Here is a 16,519-nt window from a genome sequence, read left to right as displayed (position 1 = left end):
CTCCTGTCCGTCCCGGACGGGGCCGGAAGCCGTTTTCCAACGTTCCGAGAGGTTGTTCGTGTCGGCCAGCACATCCCGTACGCTCCCGCCGGAGATCGCCGAGTCCGTCTCTGTCATGGCTCTCATCGAGCGGGGAAAGGCCGAGGGGCAGATCGCCGGCGACGATGTGCGTCGGGCCTTCGAAGCTGACCAGATTCCGGCCACTCAGTGGAAGAACGTACTGCGCAGCCTCAACCAGATCCTCGAGGAAGAGGGTGTGACGCTGATGGTCAGTGCCGCGGAGCCCAAGCGCACCCGAAAGAGCGTCGCAGCGAAGAGTCCGGCCAAGCGCACCGCCACCAAGACGGTCGCGGCGAAGACGGTGACCGCGAAGAAGGCCACCGCCACCGCGACCCCGGCGGCGCCCGCTGCCGACCCGCCGGTCGAGGACGACGCCCCAAAGGCAGTTGCCAAGAAGACGGCCGCCAAGAAGACGACGGCGGCGGCCGCGAAGAAGACCGTCGCCAAGAAGACGGCGGCGAAGAAGACCAGCGCCAAGAAGGACGACGCCGAGGTCATCGAGGAGGAGGTGCTCGAGGACACCCCCAAGGGCGGCGACGAGCCCGAGGGTGCCGAGAGCGCGGGCTTCGTGCTGTCCGACGAGGACGAGGACGACGCGCCGGCCCAGCAGGTCGCCGCCGCGGGTGCCACCGCCGACCCGGTCAAGGACTACCTCAAGCAGATCGGCAAGGTCCCCCTCCTCAACGCCGAGCAGGAGGTCGAGCTCGCCAAGCGCATCGAGGCGGGCCTGTTCGCCGAGGACAAGCTGGCCAACGCCGACAAGCTGGCCCCCAAGCTCAAGCGCGAGCTGGAGATCATCGCCGAGGACGGCCGCCGCGCCAAGAACCACCTCCTGGAGGCCAACCTCCGTCTGGTGGTCTCGCTGGCCAAGCGTTACACCGGCCGCGGCATGCTCTTCCTGGACCTCATCCAGGAGGGCAACCTCGGTCTGATCCGTGCGGTCGAGAAGTTCGACTACACCAAGGGCTACAAGTTCTCCACGTACGCCACCTGGTGGATCCGTCAGGCGATCACCCGCGCCATGGCCGACCAGGCCCGCACCATCCGTATCCCGGTGCACATGGTCGAGGTCATCAACAAGCTCGCGCGCGTGCAGCGCCAGATGCTCCAGGACCTGGGCCGCGAGCCCACCCCGGAGGAGCTGGCCAAGGAACTCGACATGACCCCGGAGAAGGTCATCGAGGTCCAGAAGTACGGCCGTGAGCCCATCTCCCTGCACACCCCGCTGGGCGAGGACGGCGACAGCGAGTTCGGTGACCTCATCGAGGACTCCGAGGCCGTCGTCCCGGCCGACGCGGTCAGCTTCACGCTCCTGCAGGAGCAGCTGCACTCCGTCCTGGACACCCTGTCCGAGCGCGAGGCGGGCGTCGTCTCCATGCGCTTCGGTCTCACCGACGGTCAGCCGAAGACCCTCGACGAGATCGGCAAGGTGTACGGCGTCACGCGCGAGCGCATCCGCCAGATCGAGTCCAAGACCATGTCGAAGCTGCGCCACCCGTCGCGTTCGCAGGTGCTGCGCGACTACCTCGACTAGGTCGCGGTCGTACGACGTCCAAGGCCCGGTTCCCCGCGGGGAACCGGGCCTTGTCGCGCAGGTGCGCGGGTGCGGGGTGCGGCCGACTGGATCACTCTGGGTGTCCTGTGATCATCCCAGAGTGAGGAGCGTGCATGCGCCGTTCTCTTGTGCGGACCCTGACCCGGCCGCTGGTCCTGGCGGCCGCGGCGACCGCCATACCGCTGCTGTCCGCCGCCCCGGCGCCCGCGGGCGTCGTCGTCGGCGGCTTCCCTGCCGACATCTCCGGGAGCCCCTGGACGGTCGCGCTGTCCAGCCGTGACCGGTTCGGGGGTACGCGCGCGGGGCAGTTCTGCGGTGGCGTGGCCGTCGGCCGTACGACAGTGCTCACGGCGGCCCACTGCATGGGCGAGGACGTCCTGGGGGCACCTCCGAACCGGGTACGGGACCTGAAGGCCATCGTGGGCCGTACGGACCTGCTCTCGGACCAGGGCAGGGAGATCCGGGTCCGGAGCGTCCGGGTGAATCCGGGCTACGACAGCCTCAGCAACTCCGGGGACTTCGCCGTACTCACTCTCGCCGAGCCGCTGCCGCAGAGTTGGGTCGTCGCGATGGCGGCCGCCGGTGATCCCGCCTACGAGCCCGGTACGAGCGCCATGGTCTATGGCTGGGGGGATGTCACGGGCGGCGGCGACTACGCGCGCGGTCTGCGCGCGGCAAGCGTGCACGTCATGCCCGACGCCCAGTGCGAGCAGGCGTACCCGGGGAGCTCGGACGGCACCTATGTGGCCCGGAGCATGCTGTGCGCTGGGGAGCCGGAGGGCGGGCGGGACGCCTGCCAGGGGGACAGCGGCGGGCCCCTCGTCGCCCAGGGGAAGCTGATCGGGCTGGTGTCGTGGGGGAGCGGCTGCGGCCGGGCGGGCAGTCCAGGCGTCTACACGCGCGTGTCCGAGGTCGTACGGGCACTGGGCGGGGGCGGTGCGGCCGGCGGCCCGGAGAGGGCCGCAGGCGGGGTCTGAGCGCCTCCACGGCTACGAGAGCGGGCGGCGCGGTCCCTGAAGCAGGGGCCGCGCCGCCCGTAACCGGCCTGTGCCGGAGCTGGCTCGTCGTGGATGCGAGGTGTCAGCGCTCTTCTTCGGAGGCGGTGGCAGGAACGGTCGTCAGCCGCTCCGTCTCGTCCTGTATCTCAGCGGCGATCTTCTTGAGTTCCGGCTCGAACTTGCGACCGTGGTGGGCGCAGAAGAGCAGTTCGCCGCCGCTGAGCAGTACAACGCGCACGTATGCCTGTGCGCCGCAGCGGTCGCAGCGATCGGCGGCCGTCAGCGGGCTCGCGGGGGTCAGAACAGTAGTCACGTCGCCTCTTCTCTAGCTCGACGAGCTGTCGTACCAGGGTCAACATCCAACCAGCCCCAAAACGTTCCCGCCCGGGGCTTTTCCTCGAAAGATTTTTTCGAGGCCGGCTGTCTGTTGCCGGTTGGCGGCGAATGTGCCGTATTGCGTGTCTTTGTGTTGTACGGGTTCGCGCTGGCTGTCAGTGTCCGTCCTCCCGGCTGGCTTGCCGGTTTGTTCATGAGGACGTGCCCGGAGCCTAAATGGTTCATGCCTGGAAGGGAACGTGATATGTACTTCACTCCATCGAGGGATCGAACACTCATGCGACTCTGGACTACCCTGAGTTCAGACGAGGGTGGCGTGACAACGGCTCTACCAGGCCTCGGTACCCTCTTCACGGCAACCGAAGCCGCGCCCTTACCCAGAAGGGCCCCATCTGAAATTCAGCGAGGAGCGAACCGCGTGACCGCCGAAACGTCCGTGTCGTCCACAGCGCTGCTGGCAGGAGCAGAGCGGGACGGTTCCAACTACACCGCGCGGCACCTGCTCGTCCTCGAGGGGCTCGAGGCCGTGCGCAAGCGCCCGGGCATGTACATCGGGTCGACCGACAGCCGCGGTCTGATGCACTGCCTGTGGGAGATCATCGACAACTCCGTCGACGAGGCCCTCGGTGGCTACTGCGACCACATCGAGGTGATCCTCCACGACGACGGGTCGGTGGAGGTGCGGGACAACGGCCGGGGCATCCCGGTCGACGTCGAGCCGAAGACCGGCCTGTCCGGCGTCGAGGTCGTCATGACCAAGCTGCACGCCGGCGGCAAGTTCGGCGGCGGCTCCTACGCCGCTTCCGGCGGTCTGCACGGCGTGGGCGCCTCGGTGGTGAACGCCCTGTCGGCCCGGCTGGACGTCGAGGTGGACCGTGGCGGCCACACGCACGCCATCAGCTTCCGGCGCGGTGTGCCGGGCGCCTTCTCCGCGACCGGCCCGGACGCCAAGTTCGAGGCCACCAGCGGCCTGCGCAAGGCCAAGAAGATCCCCAGGACCCGCACCGGCACGCGCGTGCGTTACTGGGCCGACCGCCAGATCTTCCTCAAGGACGCCAAGCTCTCCCTGGACAACCTCCACCAGCGCGCCCGCCAGACCGCTTTCCTGGTGCCCGGCCTGACCATCGTCGTCCGCGACGAGTTCGGCCTCGGCGAGGGCGGCAGCAAGGGCGAGGAGTCCTTCCGCTTCGACGGCGGCATCAGCGAGTTCTGCGAGTACCTGGCCGGCGACAAGCCGGTCAACGACGTCCTCCGCTTCTCCGGCCAGGGCACCTTCAAGGAGACGGTCCCGGTCCTGGACGAGCACGGGCAGATGACGCCCACCCAGGTCACCCGCGAGCTCGACGTCGACGTCGCGATGCGGTGGGGCACCGGGTACGACACGACCCTGAAGTCGTTCGTGAACATCATCGCCACCCCCAAGGGCGGCACCCACGTCGCGGGCTTCGAGACAGCGGTGACCAGCACGCTGAACGAGGTGCTGCGTGCCAAGAAGCTGCTGCGCGTCGCCGAGGACGACATCGTCAAGGACGACGCCCTGGAGGGCCTCACGGCGGTCGTCACCGTCCGCCTGGCCGAGCCGCAGTTCGAGGGCCAGACCAAGGAGGTCCTCGGCACCTCGGCGGCCCGCCGCATCGTGAACACGGTGATCTCCAAGGAGCTCAAGGCGTTCCTGACCTCCACCAAGCGGGACGCGGCCGCCCAGGCCCGGGTCGTCATGGAGAAGGCCGTCGCGGCGGCACGCACGCGTATCGCCGCCCGCCAGCACAAGGACGCCCAGCGCCGGAAGACGGCCCTGGAGTCCTCCTCGCTGCCGGCCAAGCTCGCCGACTGCCGCAGCGACGACGTGGACCGCAGCGAGCTGTTCATCGTCGAGGGCGACTCCGCGCTCGGCACCGCCAAGCTGGCGCGCAACTCCGAGTTCCAGGCGCTGCTGCCGATCCGCGGCAAGATCCTCAACGTCCAGAAGTCGTCCGTGACCGACATGCTGAAGAACGCCGAGTGCGGCGCGATCATCCAGGTCATAGGAGCGGGCTCGGGCCGGACCTTCGACATCGACGCGGCCCGCTACGGCAAGATCATCATGATGACCGACGCCGACGTCGACGGCTCGCACATCCGGACTCTGCTGCTGACGCTCTTCCACCGCTACATGCGGCCGATGGTCGAGGCCGGCCGGGTCTTCGCCGCGGTGCCTCCGCTGCACCGCATCGAACTCGTCCAGCCGAAGAAGGGCCAGGACAAGTACGTCTACACGTACTCGGACCGCGAACTGCGCGACAAGCTGCTCGAGTTCGAGAGCAAGGGCATCCGGTACAAGGACGCCATCCAGCGCTACAAGGGTCTGGGCGAGATGGACGCCGACCAGCTGGCCGAGACGACGATGGACCCGCGCCACCGCACCCTGCGCCGGATCAACCTCTCCGACCTCGACTCCGCGGAGACGGTCTTCGACCTGCTGATGGGCAACGACGTGGCACCCCGCAAGGAGTTCATCTCCAGCTCGGCGGCGACGCTGGACAGGTCGCGCATCGACGCGTAGCGGCTGCGCCGGGCTCGGGGGCGCCGAGGGCTCAGGTTGGGGTGGCTCGGCCCGAACCGAGCCGACCGGCGGCCTCGCCGGACGAGACCGGTTTCCGTCGGCTCCACCCGTGGGTGGAGCCGACGGCCGTTTGCGGATCCACCCACGATCCACCCCTGCTCCGATCTGCCGACCTGCGGATTTCCGTAGCGTCGAAGGCGTCGGCAGCGCTCGCTGCCGCGACTCCCTTCTTCGCACACGGAGGCTCAGATGTCCGGGCTCGCCAACGCGCTGATGATCGCGGCCGTCGTGGTCCTGGTGATCGTGCGACAGTTCCGCGCCCAGCAGATAGGCACCTCGAAGCGCTGGTGGCTCATCCCCGTCGTCCTCGCCGTGGTAGCGCTGCGCCAACCCGGAGTCGTCGACGCCCACCACCGCACCGAGTCGGTGGCCCTGCTGGCCGTGGAACTGCTCATCGGCCTCGCCACGGGAGCCGGCTGGGCCTGGACCACCCGCATATGGGCCGAGCCGGACGGCAGCGTATGGAGCAAGAGCAGCAAGGCGAGCGTGACCGTCTGGATCATCGGCATCGCCCTGCGCGTCGGCCTCTTCGCGCTCGGCGCCGCCCTCGGCGTGCACCAGGACAGCTCCGCCCTGCTCCTCGCCCTCGCAGCCACCCTGCTGGTTCGCGGCGGGATCCTGGTGTGGCGGGCCCAGTCCGTTGCACCGGCGGCCCCCGCGGCCAGGACGTACGGTGACCACACGGCCCGGTTCGCGCGGAAGGAGCGTGTGTGACGGAGACTTCATGGACACGCTGGCCCTCCCGGGAGGCGCTGAGCCGCGACGGAATCTCACGGTCTCGGCGGCTGCTGGGCTGGGTCGTGCGGCTGCTGGTGATCGGCATGCTCCTGTGGGGCGCCTACAACAGCACCCATGTCCACGGATGGGGCGCGGTCGCGGCCGTCGCGGGTGTCCTGCTCGCCTCCCTCGCAGCCTGGGCGTTCTGGCGTACCACGCTCGCGCACCGGCTCCTGCCGTCGATCGCCCTCATCGCCGTGCTCATGGGGATCGCGGTCGCGGGCGAGGCCGGCGGGTTCACGACGGCGGCTCTCGTCATCTGGTGCGGCTGTGCCGTCGGTGCCCTGGAGCGGCTGCCGCTCGCCGCCGCCGTGCCCGTCATGTCGGTCGCCCTCGCCGCTTTCGCCGCGATGAACAACGACGTGTGGCTGACCACCGCGGTGACGACAGCCGGGCTGGGGCTCGCCGGGTACACCCTGCGCCTCGACGCGGAGGCCCGCGGCACCGCGCAGCAACTGCTCGCGCAGGAGCGGGCCGCCCGGGCCGCCGAGGCGGAGTCGGCGGCACTCGCCGAGCGGGCCCGGATCGCGCGCGAGATCCACGACGTGCTGGCGCACAGCCTCTCGGCACAGCTCGTGCACCTGGAGGCGGCCCGCCTGCTGATCGAGCGGGGCGCGGACCGGGAGCAGATCCTGGAGCGGGTGGTGGCGGCACGCGGCATGGCCCGGGACGGCCTCGACGAGACCCGGCAGGCGCTCTCCGCGCTGCGCGGCGAGCTGACCCCGCTGGAGGACTTCCTGTCGCAGCTCGTCGGTACGACCTCCGGTGCCGAGGTCACCATTACGGGTGAGCGCAAGCCGCTGCCCGCGGAGGCCTCGCAGGCCGTGCGCAGGGTCGCCCAGGAAGCCCTGACGAACGTGCGCAAGCATGCGCCGGGAGCCAAGGTGCGGGTGCGGCTGGACTACGACGACCATCAAGTGACGCTGGCCGTACGGGACTCGGGCGGTCCGCCGGGCGAGCTGAGCGAGGCGGGCGCCGGGTACGGTCTGCTGGGCATGCGGGAGCGTGCCGAGCTGCTGGGCGGTTCGCTGGACGCAGGGCCGGACGAGGAGGGGTTCGCGGTGACGCTGAAGGTGCCCGTATGACGGAAGGGGCTGAGACTGAGACGCGGCCCGCGCGGGTCGTCGTCGCGGACGACCAGACCGTCGTCCGGGAGGGCATCGTGATGCTGCTCGGCCTCCTGCCCGGGATCGAGGTCGTCGGCGCCGCGGGGGACGGGGAGGAGGCGGTGCAGCTCGTTGCCGAACTCGCCCCGGACGTGGTGCTGATGGACCTGCGCATGCCCAGATGCGACGGCGTCGAGGCGACCCGGCGCATCAGGGCCGAGCACTCCGGGACCCAGGTCGTGGTGCTGACGACCTTCGCGGACGACGAGTCGCTGTTCCCGGCGCTGCGGGCAGGAGCGCGGGGCTACCTCACCAAGGACGCGGGAGGGGACGAGATCGTACGGGCCGTGCAGAGCGTGCTGTCCGGGGACGCGGGGCTGTCGCCCAGCATCCAACGGCGGCTGCTGGAGCGGCTGTCGGAGCCCGAACCGCGGCCGGTCGCCCCGGCCGAGCCGCCCGACGGCCTCACCGCGCGGGAGATCGAGGTCCTGGTGCTGATCGCCGAGGGGCTCAGCAACACGGAGATCGGCCGCAAGCTGCATGTGTCCACGGCGACGGTGAAGACGCACATCAACAACATGTTCACCAAGACGGGACTCAAGGACCGCGCCCAGGCGGTGCGTTACGCGTACGCGAAGGGGATCGCGCGGCCACCGGTGGGTTGAATCACCTGATGGGGTGAAGAGCGCGGGGAAGAGAAGTCGGGGATCTTCCCGTTCTGTCCATCCTTGGGCATGCAGTCAAGCAATGGTCGTCCCCGCGGAGGCGGGGGTGGCGCCGAGAGTCCGGCCGAGATCCGCGAGGGTCAAGACCAGGCCCGTGCCGAGGCGCCCGGGGGCATGAGGTACGACGACCCGTGGTACGACGCACTCGCCTCCGGCTGGGGCGAGTCGGACGGTTCCGGCGTGCCCGCGCCGGTGCCGGCGCAACAGGCGGGCGAGGAGCGAGGGGTCGCCGCGGCCGACGTCTATCTGGAGGTGCAGCGGAGCGCGGCGTTCCAGGAAGTGCGCAGCCGCTACCGGAGGTTCGTGGTGCCGGGAGTCGCCGTCTTCCTCACGTGGTACGTGGGGTACGTGGTGACTGCCACGACCGCGCCGGGGCTGATGGCACGGCCGGTGGCGGGCGCCCTGAACGTGGCGATGCTCGCCGGGCTCGGACAGTTCCTCACGACGTTCCTGCTCGCCTGGGCCTACGCCCGGCACGCACGGCTGCGCAGGGACCGGGCCGCGCTCGAACTGCGCTGGGACACCCAGGAACTGACGCGCTCGGTCCGGGGCGGTGCGCTGTGACGGGCCATCATCAGACGCTGGCGCTACTCCTGTTCAGCGCGTTCGTCGCCGTCACGCTGGCGATCACGACCTGGGTCAGCCGCAACCGGCACGGCTCGGCGGAGGAGTTCTACGCCGGCGGGCGGCTCTTCTCACCTCTGGAGAATGGTTTTGCCATCGCGGGCGACTACATGTCCGCCGCCTCCTTCCTGGGCGTCACCGGACTCATCGCGCTGTTCGGCTACGACGGCCTGCTCTACGTGGTCGGCTTCCTGGTGGCCTGGCTCCTGGTGCTGTTCCTGGTCGCCGAACTGGTCCGCAACTGCGGGCGGTTCACCCTCGCCGACGTGGTGGCGGCGCGGATGAGCGAGCGGCCGGTGCGGATCGCGGCGGGAACTTCCTCGGTCACCGTGTCCGTTCTGTATTTGGTGGCGCAAATGGTCGGGGCGGGCAGCCTGGTCGCGCTGCTGCTCGGGCGGACGAGCGAGGCCGCGCAGGCGTGGACCGTGATCGGCGTCGGCGCGCTCATGGTGATCTATGTGTCGTTGGGAGGGATGCGGGCCACCACCTGGATCCAGATCGTCAAGGCGGTTCTGCTGCTCGGCGGCACGATCGCGCTCACGGTCCTCGTCGTGCTGCGCTTCCACGGCGACGTCGACCGACTGCTGCTCACGGCGGCCGAGCGCAGTGGCCACGGCGACGCCTTCCTGGCTCCGGGACTGAAGTACGGCGGGAGCTGGACCGCCCGCTTCGACTTCATCAGCCTGGGGCTCGCGCTGGTGCTGGGCACGGCTGGGCTGCCGCACATCCTGTCCCGCTTCTACACCGTGCCCACCGCCCGGGCGGCCCGGCGTTCGGTGCTCTGGTCGATCGGGCTCATCGGCGGCTTTTATCTGATGACGATCATCCTCGGCTTCGGCGCCGCCGCGATCGTGGGGCCCGAGGCGGTACGCGGGTCGAACGCGGCCGGGAACACGGCGGTTCCGCTGCTGGCGCTCGATCTGGGCGGCGGTGCGGATTCCACCGGAGGAACGGTTCTCTTCGCCATCGTGGCCGCCGTCGCCTTCGCAACGATCCTCGCGGTGGTTGCCGGGATCACGCTCGCCTCCTCGGCGTCCGTGGCCCACGACCTGTACGCGTCCCTGCGACGCCGGCGGACCGAGCCGCGCAGCGAGGTGGCTGTCGCGCGCGTCGCCTCCGTCGGCATCGGCGTGGTTGCCATCGGCCTCGGCCTGCTGGCCCGCGACCTCAACGTCGCCTTCCTGGTGGGCCTCGCCTTCGCGGTCGCCGCCTCCGCGAACCTCCCGGTGCTGATGTACTCGCTGTTCTGGCGCGGCTTCACCACCCGCGGCGCGGTGTGGGCCGTATACGGCGGGCTCGTCCCCGCGCTCGGGCTCGTGGTGCTGTCGCCGGTGGTGTCGGGCAGCCCCGAATCCCTCTTCCCCGGTGTCGACTTCCAGTACTTCCCGCTCCAGAACCCCGGCCTGGTGTCGATCCCGCTCGGTTTCCTCGCGGGCTGGCTCGGCACGGTCACCTCCGCCGAGGTCCCGGACGAGGCCAAGCACGCGGAGACCGAGGTGCGGTCGCTGACGGGGGCCGGGGCCGTGTAGCCGCCGGGCGCCCTCGTCGTCGTACCGCAGGAAATGACGGCCCCTTCACCGCCGTAACGCATGAATCGAAGTCGTCGGGTTACGGGGCCACCCATGCGTACAGGTGCTCCGGGCGGCCCGTGTCGCCGTATTTGAGGGAGAGGCGGAGGCGGCCGGCCTGTTCGAGGTTGCGGAGGTAGCGCTGGGCCGTGGAGCGGCTCAGGCCTGTCTCGGCGGCGACCTCGTGGGCCGAGAGCGGGTGGTCGGCGTGGTGCAGGACGCGGCAGATGAGGTCGCTCGTCGGCTCCGAGTGGCCGCTGGGGAGGCCGGGGGACGACGGCGCCGGGCTGGTGCGCAGCGCGCCGAAGATCCGGTCGACCTGCTCCTGGCCGGCGATCCCGCGGCCGCCGACGCGGTCGACGGTGCGGCGCAGGGCGGCGTAGGAGTCGAGGCGGGTGCGCAGGGCGGCGAAGGTGAACGGCTTGACCAGGTAGTGCAGCGCGCCCAGGCGCATGGCGGCCTGCACGGTGGTCACGTCGCTGGCCGCGGTGATCATGATGACGTCGGTGCCGTGGCCCTGTTCCCGCATGCGATGGACGAGTTCGAGGCCCGTCTGGTCGGGCAGGTAGTGGTCGAGCAGGACCAGGTCGATGGTTCCGCGCTGGACGCTGGCCAGGGCCTGGGCAGCGCTGTGCGCGCGGGCGGCGACCCGGAAGCCGGGAACCTTTCCCACGTACTTGGCGTTGATCTCGGCGACGCGGAAATCGTCGTCCACGACCAGGACGTCAATCATCGGGCCTCTTTCTGTCAAGGCCTGGCGAGCGTTAAGCCCGTGTTTCGGCTCCGCTGTTGTAGCGCGAGCAAAAAGAGCACAACAGGCTGTTGCAAGCAAAAGAACGGCATGTGCTCACAAGGCTGCTGCTGTGGCTCGGGCCACATCTACCGTCCCCGGCCATGAGCGCAGACACCAGCCCCGCCATTCAGCTGCGGGGCGCGAGCAAGATCTTCAGGACCCCGTCGGGGGGTCTGCACACGGCAGTCAGGGAACTTGATCTCACGGTCGGGCGTGGGGAGTTCGTGGCGGTCGTCGGTCCCACGGGCTGCGGTAAGTCGACCACGTTGACGCTGGTCAGCGGGTTGGAGGAGCCCACCGAGGGCGAGGTTCTGGTCGCGGGGGAGCCGGTGAACGGCGTCGGCGACAAGGTCGGTTTCGTCTTCCAGCAGGACGCCACCTTCCCCTGGCGCACCGTCCTGTCCAACGTCATGGCGGGCCCCCGCTTCCGCGGCGTGCCCAAGGCGGAGGCGAAGCAGAAGGCCCGCGAATGGCTGGCCCGGGTCGGGCTCGCCGCCTTCGAGGACCGCTACCCGCACCAGCTCTCCGGCGGCCAGCGCAAGCGCGTCGCGCTCGCCGCGACCTTCGTCAACGACCCCGAGATCCTGCTGATGGACGAGCCCTTCTCGGCGCTCGACGTGCAGACCAGGGCGCTGATGTCGGACGAACTGCTGGAGCTGTGGTCGGGCACGGGCGCCTCCGTCGTCTTCGTCACCCACGACCTGGAGGAGTCCATCGCCCTGGCCGACAAGGTCGTCGTGATGACCGCGGGGCCGGCCACCGTCAAGCAGGTCTTCGACATCGACCTGCCGCGGCCCCGCAAGGTCGAGTCGGTGCGTCTGGAGCCGCGGTTCATCGAGATCTACCGCGAGATCTGGGAGTCGCTCGGCGAAGAGGTCCGCATCACCCGCGAGAGGGGTGCCGCCAATGTCGCCTGACGTCCTCAGCACACCGGTCGTCGACACGGTCAAGGCACCGGACCGCGCCCAGTCACGCGCGCGTGCCGCCCGCCGACGCAAGATCGTCGTCACGGCCACCCGCGTACTCCTCCTGGTCGCCGTCCTGGGCCTGTGGGAGGCGTTCGCCCGGACCAAGGTCATCGATCCGTTCAACTTCTCGATGCCCTCGAAGATCTGGGACCAGATTTCCACCTGGGTGATGCACGGGACGGCCATCGGCTCTCTGGGCGAGCAGATCTGGTACACGCTGTACGAGGCGCTGCTCGGCTGGGTCCTGGGTGTGCTCGCCGGTGTCGTGTTCGGCATCGTCCTCGGGCGGATCACCTTCCTCGCCGATGTCCTTGGTCCATACATCAAGGTGCTCAACTCAATACCCAGGATCGTCCTCGCCCCGATCTTCATGATCTGGTTCGGACTCGGCCCGGCCTCCAAGGTCGCCTCCGCCGTCGTCCTGGTCTTCTTCCCGGTCTTCTTCAACGCCTTCCAGGGCGCTCGTGAGGTCGACCGCAACCTCGTCGCCAACGCCCGGATCCTGGGTGCGAGCAACCGCAGGGTGACGCTCCAGGTGGTCATCCCCTCAGCGACCTCGTGGATCTTCACCAGCCTGCACGTCAGCTTCGGCTTCGCCCTCATCGGCGCCATCGTCGGCGAGTACATCGGCGCGACCAAGGGCGTCGGCCTGCTCATCTCGCAGTCGCAGGGCACCTTCAACACGGCCGGTGTGTACGCCGCGATGGTCATCCTCGCCGTCGTCGCGCTCGCCGCCGAGGGGCTGCTGACCTTCGCCGAGCGCCGCATCTTCCGGTGGAAGCCGGCGGGCTCCGACAGCTGAACGCCCTCGACGCCCCCTGAAGCCACCCCCCTTCCTCCCGCACCGCCCTCTCACAAGGACGTGAACCCTCATGCGCAAGTCCGCCAGATACACCACCCTGGCCGCCGCCGGCCTGCTCGCCCTCTCCTCCCTCACCGCCTGCGCCAACGACGCGGCCAGCACCGCCTCCACGAGCAAGGGCGACGGCAAGGGTACGAAGGTCAAGATCATGGTCGGTGGCCTGGACAAGGTGATCTACCTGCCCGCGATGCTCGCCCAGCGCCTGGGCTACTTCGACGCCGAGGGCCTCGACGTGGAGCTGCTGAGCGAGCCGGCCGGCGTCCAGGCCGAGACCGCGCTGGTCTCCGGGCAGGTCCAGGGGGCCGTCGGCTTCTACGACCACACCCTCGACCTGCAGACCAAGGGCAAGTCCGTGGAGTCCGTCGTGCAGTTCTCGCAGGCGCCCGGCGAGGTCGAGATCGTCTCCACCAAGGCCGAGGGCGACATCAAGTCGCCGAAGGACTTCAAGGGCAAGAAGCTCGGCATCACCGGCCTCGGCTCGTCGACGGACTTCCTCACCAAGTACCTCGCCGTCAAGAACGGTGTGAAGGTCAGCGAGTTCACGCCGGTCGCCGTCGGCGCGGGACCGACCTTCATCTCGGCGCTGCAGAAGGGCGCGATCGACGGCGGTATGACGACCGACCCGACCGTCGCCACGATCCTCGACAAGAAGGCGGGCAAGGTCCTGCTGGACATGCGGACGCCCGAGGGCTCCCAGGAGGCGCTCGGCGGCCCGTACCCGTCGTCAAGCCTGTACATGCAGACGGACTGGGTCAACGGTCACAAGGACACCGTCCAGAAGTTGGCCAATGCATTCGTCAAGACGCTCAAGTGGATGTCCACCCACAGCTCGACCGAGATCGCCGACAAGATGCCCGCCGACTACTCCCAAGGCAACAAGGTCCTCTACGCCGCGGCGATCCAGAGCTCGCTGCCGATGTTCACCAAGGACGGCGTGATGCCCGCCGAGGGGCCCGCAACTGTTGAGAAGGTGCTCAAGGCGTTCAACCCCAACATCAAGAACGCCAAGGTGGACCTGAGCAAGACGTTCACTACCGAGTTCGTGGAGAAGGTCGCGCACTGATTACGTATCCATGAGGGGGCACGGCCCCTTCCCCCGCCCCCAACGGCCGTGCCCTCAGGCGCGGGTCGCCCACACGTAACGGTGTTCAGGGCGGCCCGCGTCGCCGTATTTCAGCGTGAGCCGGGCCCGGCCCGTGCGCTCCAGGAGCTTCAGATAGCGCTGCGCGGTCTGCCGGCTCACTCCCGTCCGGTCGGCGATCTCCTGGGCGGACAGCGGGCCTTCGGCGCTCATCAGGGACTGGCGCACGAGCTCCGCGGTGGAGGGGGAGTGTCCCTTGGGCAGCCCCGGCTCCGAAGGCGTGGACAGCGCGCCGAAGATGCGGTCCACCTCGGCCTGCTCCGCCTCGCCGCCGCCGTCCAGCGTGCGGCGCAGCGCCGCGTACGCCTCCAGCTTGCTGCGCAGTCCCGCGAACGCGAACGGCTTCACCAGGTACTGCAGCGCCCCGTGCCGCATGGCGGCCTGCACGGTCGACACGTCCCGGGCCGCCGTCACCATGATCACGTCGGTCTGGTGGCCGCGCCGGCGCATCTCCTGGACGACCGCCAGACCGGTCTCGTCGGGCAGGTAGTGGTCCATCAGGACCAGGTCCAGCCGGGGCAGCGCCTCCAGCTGACGCAGCGCCTCGGCCGCGCTGTGCGCCTCGCCGGCGACGTGGAAGCCCGGCACCTTCTCGACGTAGGCGGCGTTGACCTGCGCGACCCTGGTGTCGTCGTCCACGACCAGGACCTCGATCATCGCGACTCCTCCTTGACGGGCGTGTCCACAGGAGCGCTCAGCGCGGGTTCCGGCGCCGGGTCGTCCAGGGCCTCGGGCAGTACGACGGTGAACTCCGCGCCGCCGCCGTGCGCCTCGCCCACGGTCGCGCTGCCGCCCTGCCGTTCCGCGAGCCTGCGCACCATGGAGAGCCCGATGCCGCGCTTGCGGTGGGCGGGCGGCTCCTTGGTGGACCATCCCTCGGTGAAGATCAACTCCCGCTGTTCCGGCGGGATTCCCGGCCCGGTGTCGCGCACCCTGAGGACGGCGGTACGTCCCTCGGCGCGCAACTCGACCTCCACGCGCGCGTGCGGAGTGCCCGCGACCGCGTCGAGCGCGTTGTCGACCAGGTTGCCGACGACCGTGACGACCCCCCTGGCGTCGATCAGCCGGTCCGGCAGCCGGGTCCGGTCCGAGATCCACAGGGCGACGCCGCGCTCGGCGGCGACGGTCGCCTTGCCGACCAGCAGGGCGGCGAGCAGCGGGTCCTGGATCTTCTCGGTGACCTGTTCCGAGGTGGCCCGGTGGTCGCCGACCACCTCTCCGACGAAGTCCACGGCGTCGTCGTACATCTCCAGTTCGAGCAGCCCGAGCAGTGTGTGCATGCGGTTGGCGTGCTCGTGGTCCTGGGCGCGCAGGGCGTCGATCAGCCCGCGCGTGGAGTCGAGTTCCCGGCCGAGCTGCTCCAGCTCGGTGCGGTCGCGCAGGGTGGCGACGGCACCGCCGTCGTCGGTGGGCATGCGGTTGGCGACCAGGACGCGCTGGCCGCGCACGGTGAGCAGGTCCGTGCCGGTCACCCGGCCGGCCAGTATGTCGGCCGTACGCCCTTCGCCGAGCGCCTCGTCGGGGGAGCGGCCGACGGCCTCCTCGTCGATGCCCAGCAGGCGGTGCGCCTCGTCGTTGAGGAGTCGTACCCGGCCCGCGCGGTCCAGGGCGACGACGCCCTCCCGGATGCCGTGCAGCATCGCCTCGCGCTCCGCGAGCAGCGCCGAGATGTCGGAGAAGGCCAGGTCGCGGGTCTGCCGCTGCACCCGCCGGGAGACCAGCCAGGCGGCGAGCGCGCCGACGGCCAGGGCGCCGCCGGCGTACGCGAGCAGGCCCGGGATCGCGCTGAGCAGCCGGGCCCGCACACTGTCGTAGGCGATGCCGACAGAGACCGCGCCGACGATCCGGTGCTCGGTGTCGTACAGGGGCACCTTGCCGCGGGCCGTGCGGCCCAGGGTGCCGTTGTCGATCGCCATGACCTCGTTGCCGGCCAGGGCCTCGCCGGGGTTCGTCGAGACGATGCCGCCGATCTGCGAGGTGTCGGTGTGCGACCAGCGCACGCCCCGCCAGTCCATGATCACGACGTACCGGGCGTGGGTGGCCTTGCGGATCCGTTCCGCCGCCTTCTGCAGCGGTCCGTCCGGCGTCGGCGGGGTGGTCTGGAGCTCCTCGGCGATCTGCGCCTCCTGTGCGGTGGTCTCCGCGATCGACAGTGCGCGGCGCATCGCCTGGTCGTCCAGCTGCTGGCTGAGCGGTGCGAGGAAGAGGCCGGTCGCGAGCACCGCGACTCCCGCGGCGATCGCCACCTGCATCAGCAGCACCTGCGAGAACACCCGCTTCGGCATACCGAGGCGCAGGCGGCGTGCGGGGGGAGTGGGGCTCATACCCACGACGGTACGTGGGCGTGCCGGAACAGCCGTAGGGGGTGTGGCATGGATCTCTTGATCGAGGGCCTGGATCTCTT

15 protein-coding genes are annotated in these 16,519 nt (G+C 69.9%); 11 read left to right on the top strand and 4 right to left on the bottom strand.

Annotation, left to right across the window (positions count from 1 at the left end):
• Positions 1-58: 58 nt before the first annotated feature.
• Both MQP27_RS12340 and MQP27_RS12335 read left to right on the top strand, forming a co-directional pair.
• Entirely contained in the window at positions 59-1,594 is a 1,536-nt protein-coding gene (locus MQP27_RS12340) for an RNA polymerase sigma factor (RefSeq protein WP_308289924.1), read from the top strand.
• 134 nt (positions 1,595-1,728) lie between these two features.
• Positions 1,729-2,592 carry a serine protease gene (locus MQP27_RS12335; RefSeq protein ID WP_242764901.1) on the top strand — a complete coding sequence of 288 codons (864 nt, stop codon included), beginning with the start codon at positions 1,729-1,731 and terminating at the stop codon, positions 2,590-2,592.
• A 103-nt stretch (positions 2,593-2,695) separates the two neighbouring features.
• Here MQP27_RS12335 and MQP27_RS12330 read toward each other — a convergent pair whose 3' ends face one another.
• Positions 2,696-2,926: a DUF7455 domain-containing protein gene (locus tag MQP27_RS12330; protein ID WP_242764899.1), complete on the bottom strand. Its 231-nt coding sequence runs from the start codon at positions 2,924-2,926 to the stop codon at positions 2,696-2,698.
• A 441-nt stretch (positions 2,927-3,367) separates the two neighbouring features.
• Between MQP27_RS12330 and MQP27_RS12325 the strand changes: the two genes are divergently transcribed.
• The 6 genes from MQP27_RS12325 to MQP27_RS12300 all read left to right on the top strand — a co-directional run bounded on the left by MQP27_RS12325 (position 3,368) and on the right by MQP27_RS12300 (position 10,312).
• Complete coding sequence (locus MQP27_RS12325; RefSeq protein WP_242764897.1) at positions 3,368-5,491, top strand: DNA gyrase/topoisomerase IV subunit B; 2,124 nt, start codon at positions 3,368-3,370, stop codon at positions 5,489-5,491.
• 249 nt (positions 5,492-5,740) lie between these two features.
• A complete protein-coding gene (locus MQP27_RS12320; protein ID WP_242764895.1) occupies positions 5,741-6,265 on the top strand; it encodes a CcdC protein domain-containing protein in 525 nt (174 codons plus the stop codon).
• A complete protein-coding gene (locus MQP27_RS12315) occupies positions 6,262-7,413 on the top strand; it encodes a histidine kinase (protein ID WP_242764893.1) in 1,152 nt (383 codons plus the stop codon). Before MQP27_RS12320 ends, MQP27_RS12315 begins: the two co-directional genes overlap by 4 nt.
• Positions 7,410-8,099 carry a response regulator transcription factor gene (locus tag MQP27_RS12310; RefSeq protein ID WP_242764891.1) on the top strand — a complete coding sequence of 230 codons (690 nt, stop codon included), beginning with the start codon at positions 7,410-7,412 and terminating at the stop codon, positions 8,097-8,099. The genes MQP27_RS12315 and MQP27_RS12310 overlap by 4 nt, the downstream gene beginning before the upstream one ends.
• Before the next feature lie 69 nt (positions 8,100-8,168).
• Positions 8,169-8,723 (top strand): DUF485 domain-containing protein, encoded by a 555-nt coding sequence (locus MQP27_RS12305; RefSeq protein ID WP_242764889.1) that lies wholly within the window; start codon positions 8,169-8,171, stop codon positions 8,721-8,723.
• Complete coding sequence (locus MQP27_RS12300) at positions 8,720-10,312, top strand: monocarboxylic acid transporter (RefSeq protein ID WP_242764887.1); 1,593 nt, start codon at positions 8,720-8,722, stop codon at positions 10,310-10,312. The genes MQP27_RS12305 and MQP27_RS12300 overlap by 4 nt, the downstream gene beginning before the upstream one ends.
• A gap of 79 nt (positions 10,313-10,391) precedes the next feature.
• On the opposite strand, the gene MQP27_RS12295 is transcribed toward MQP27_RS12300, so the two are convergent.
• Positions 10,392-11,084 carry a response regulator gene (locus tag MQP27_RS12295; protein ID WP_242764885.1) on the bottom strand — a complete coding sequence of 231 codons (693 nt, stop codon included), beginning with the start codon at positions 11,082-11,084 and terminating at the stop codon, positions 10,392-10,394.
• Positions 11,085-11,245: 161 nt separating this feature from the next.
• On the opposite strand from MQP27_RS12295, the gene MQP27_RS12290 reads away from it, so the two are divergent.
• The 3 genes from MQP27_RS12290 to MQP27_RS12280 all read left to right on the top strand — a co-directional run bounded on the left by MQP27_RS12290 (position 11,246) and on the right by MQP27_RS12280 (position 14,037).
• Positions 11,246-12,061 (top strand): ABC transporter ATP-binding protein, encoded by an 816-nt coding sequence (locus MQP27_RS12290; protein ID WP_242764883.1) that lies wholly within the window; start codon positions 11,246-11,248, stop codon positions 12,059-12,061.
• Entirely contained in the window at positions 12,051-12,914 is an 864-nt protein-coding gene (locus tag MQP27_RS12285; protein ID WP_242764881.1) for an ABC transporter permease, read from the top strand. The genes MQP27_RS12290 and MQP27_RS12285 overlap by 11 nt, the downstream gene beginning before the upstream one ends.
• 70 nt (positions 12,915-12,984) lie before the next feature.
• Positions 12,985-14,037: an ABC transporter substrate-binding protein gene (locus MQP27_RS12280; protein WP_242764879.1), complete on the top strand. Its 1,053-nt coding sequence runs from the start codon at positions 12,985-12,987 to the stop codon at positions 14,035-14,037.
• 54 nt (positions 14,038-14,091) lie between these two features.
• Here MQP27_RS12280 and MQP27_RS12275 read toward each other — a convergent pair whose 3' ends face one another.
• Together MQP27_RS12275 and MQP27_RS12270 are read right to left on the bottom strand one after the other, a co-directional pair.
• Positions 14,092-14,772, bottom strand: a complete 681-nt coding sequence (locus tag MQP27_RS12275; protein ID WP_242764877.1) for a response regulator — start codon at positions 14,770-14,772, stop codon at positions 14,092-14,094.
• The gene (locus MQP27_RS12270; RefSeq protein ID WP_242764875.1) at positions 14,769-16,439 is read right to left on the bottom strand and encodes an ATP-binding protein; all 1,671 of its coding nucleotides are present in this window, start codon (positions 16,437-16,439) and stop codon (positions 14,769-14,771) included. The genes MQP27_RS12275 and MQP27_RS12270 overlap by 4 nt, the downstream gene beginning before the upstream one ends.
• Between the last annotated feature and the right edge of the window lie 80 nt (positions 16,440-16,519).

The sequence above is a fragment of the Streptomyces cylindrosporus genome, assembly GCF_022698165.1.
Classification (GTDB): domain Bacteria; phylum Actinomycetota; class Actinomycetes; order Streptomycetales; family Streptomycetaceae; genus Streptomyces; species Streptomyces cylindrosporus.
The sequence above is the reverse complement of the archived record's forward strand: the minus strand, read 5'-3'. Positions and strand labels throughout refer to the sequence as shown.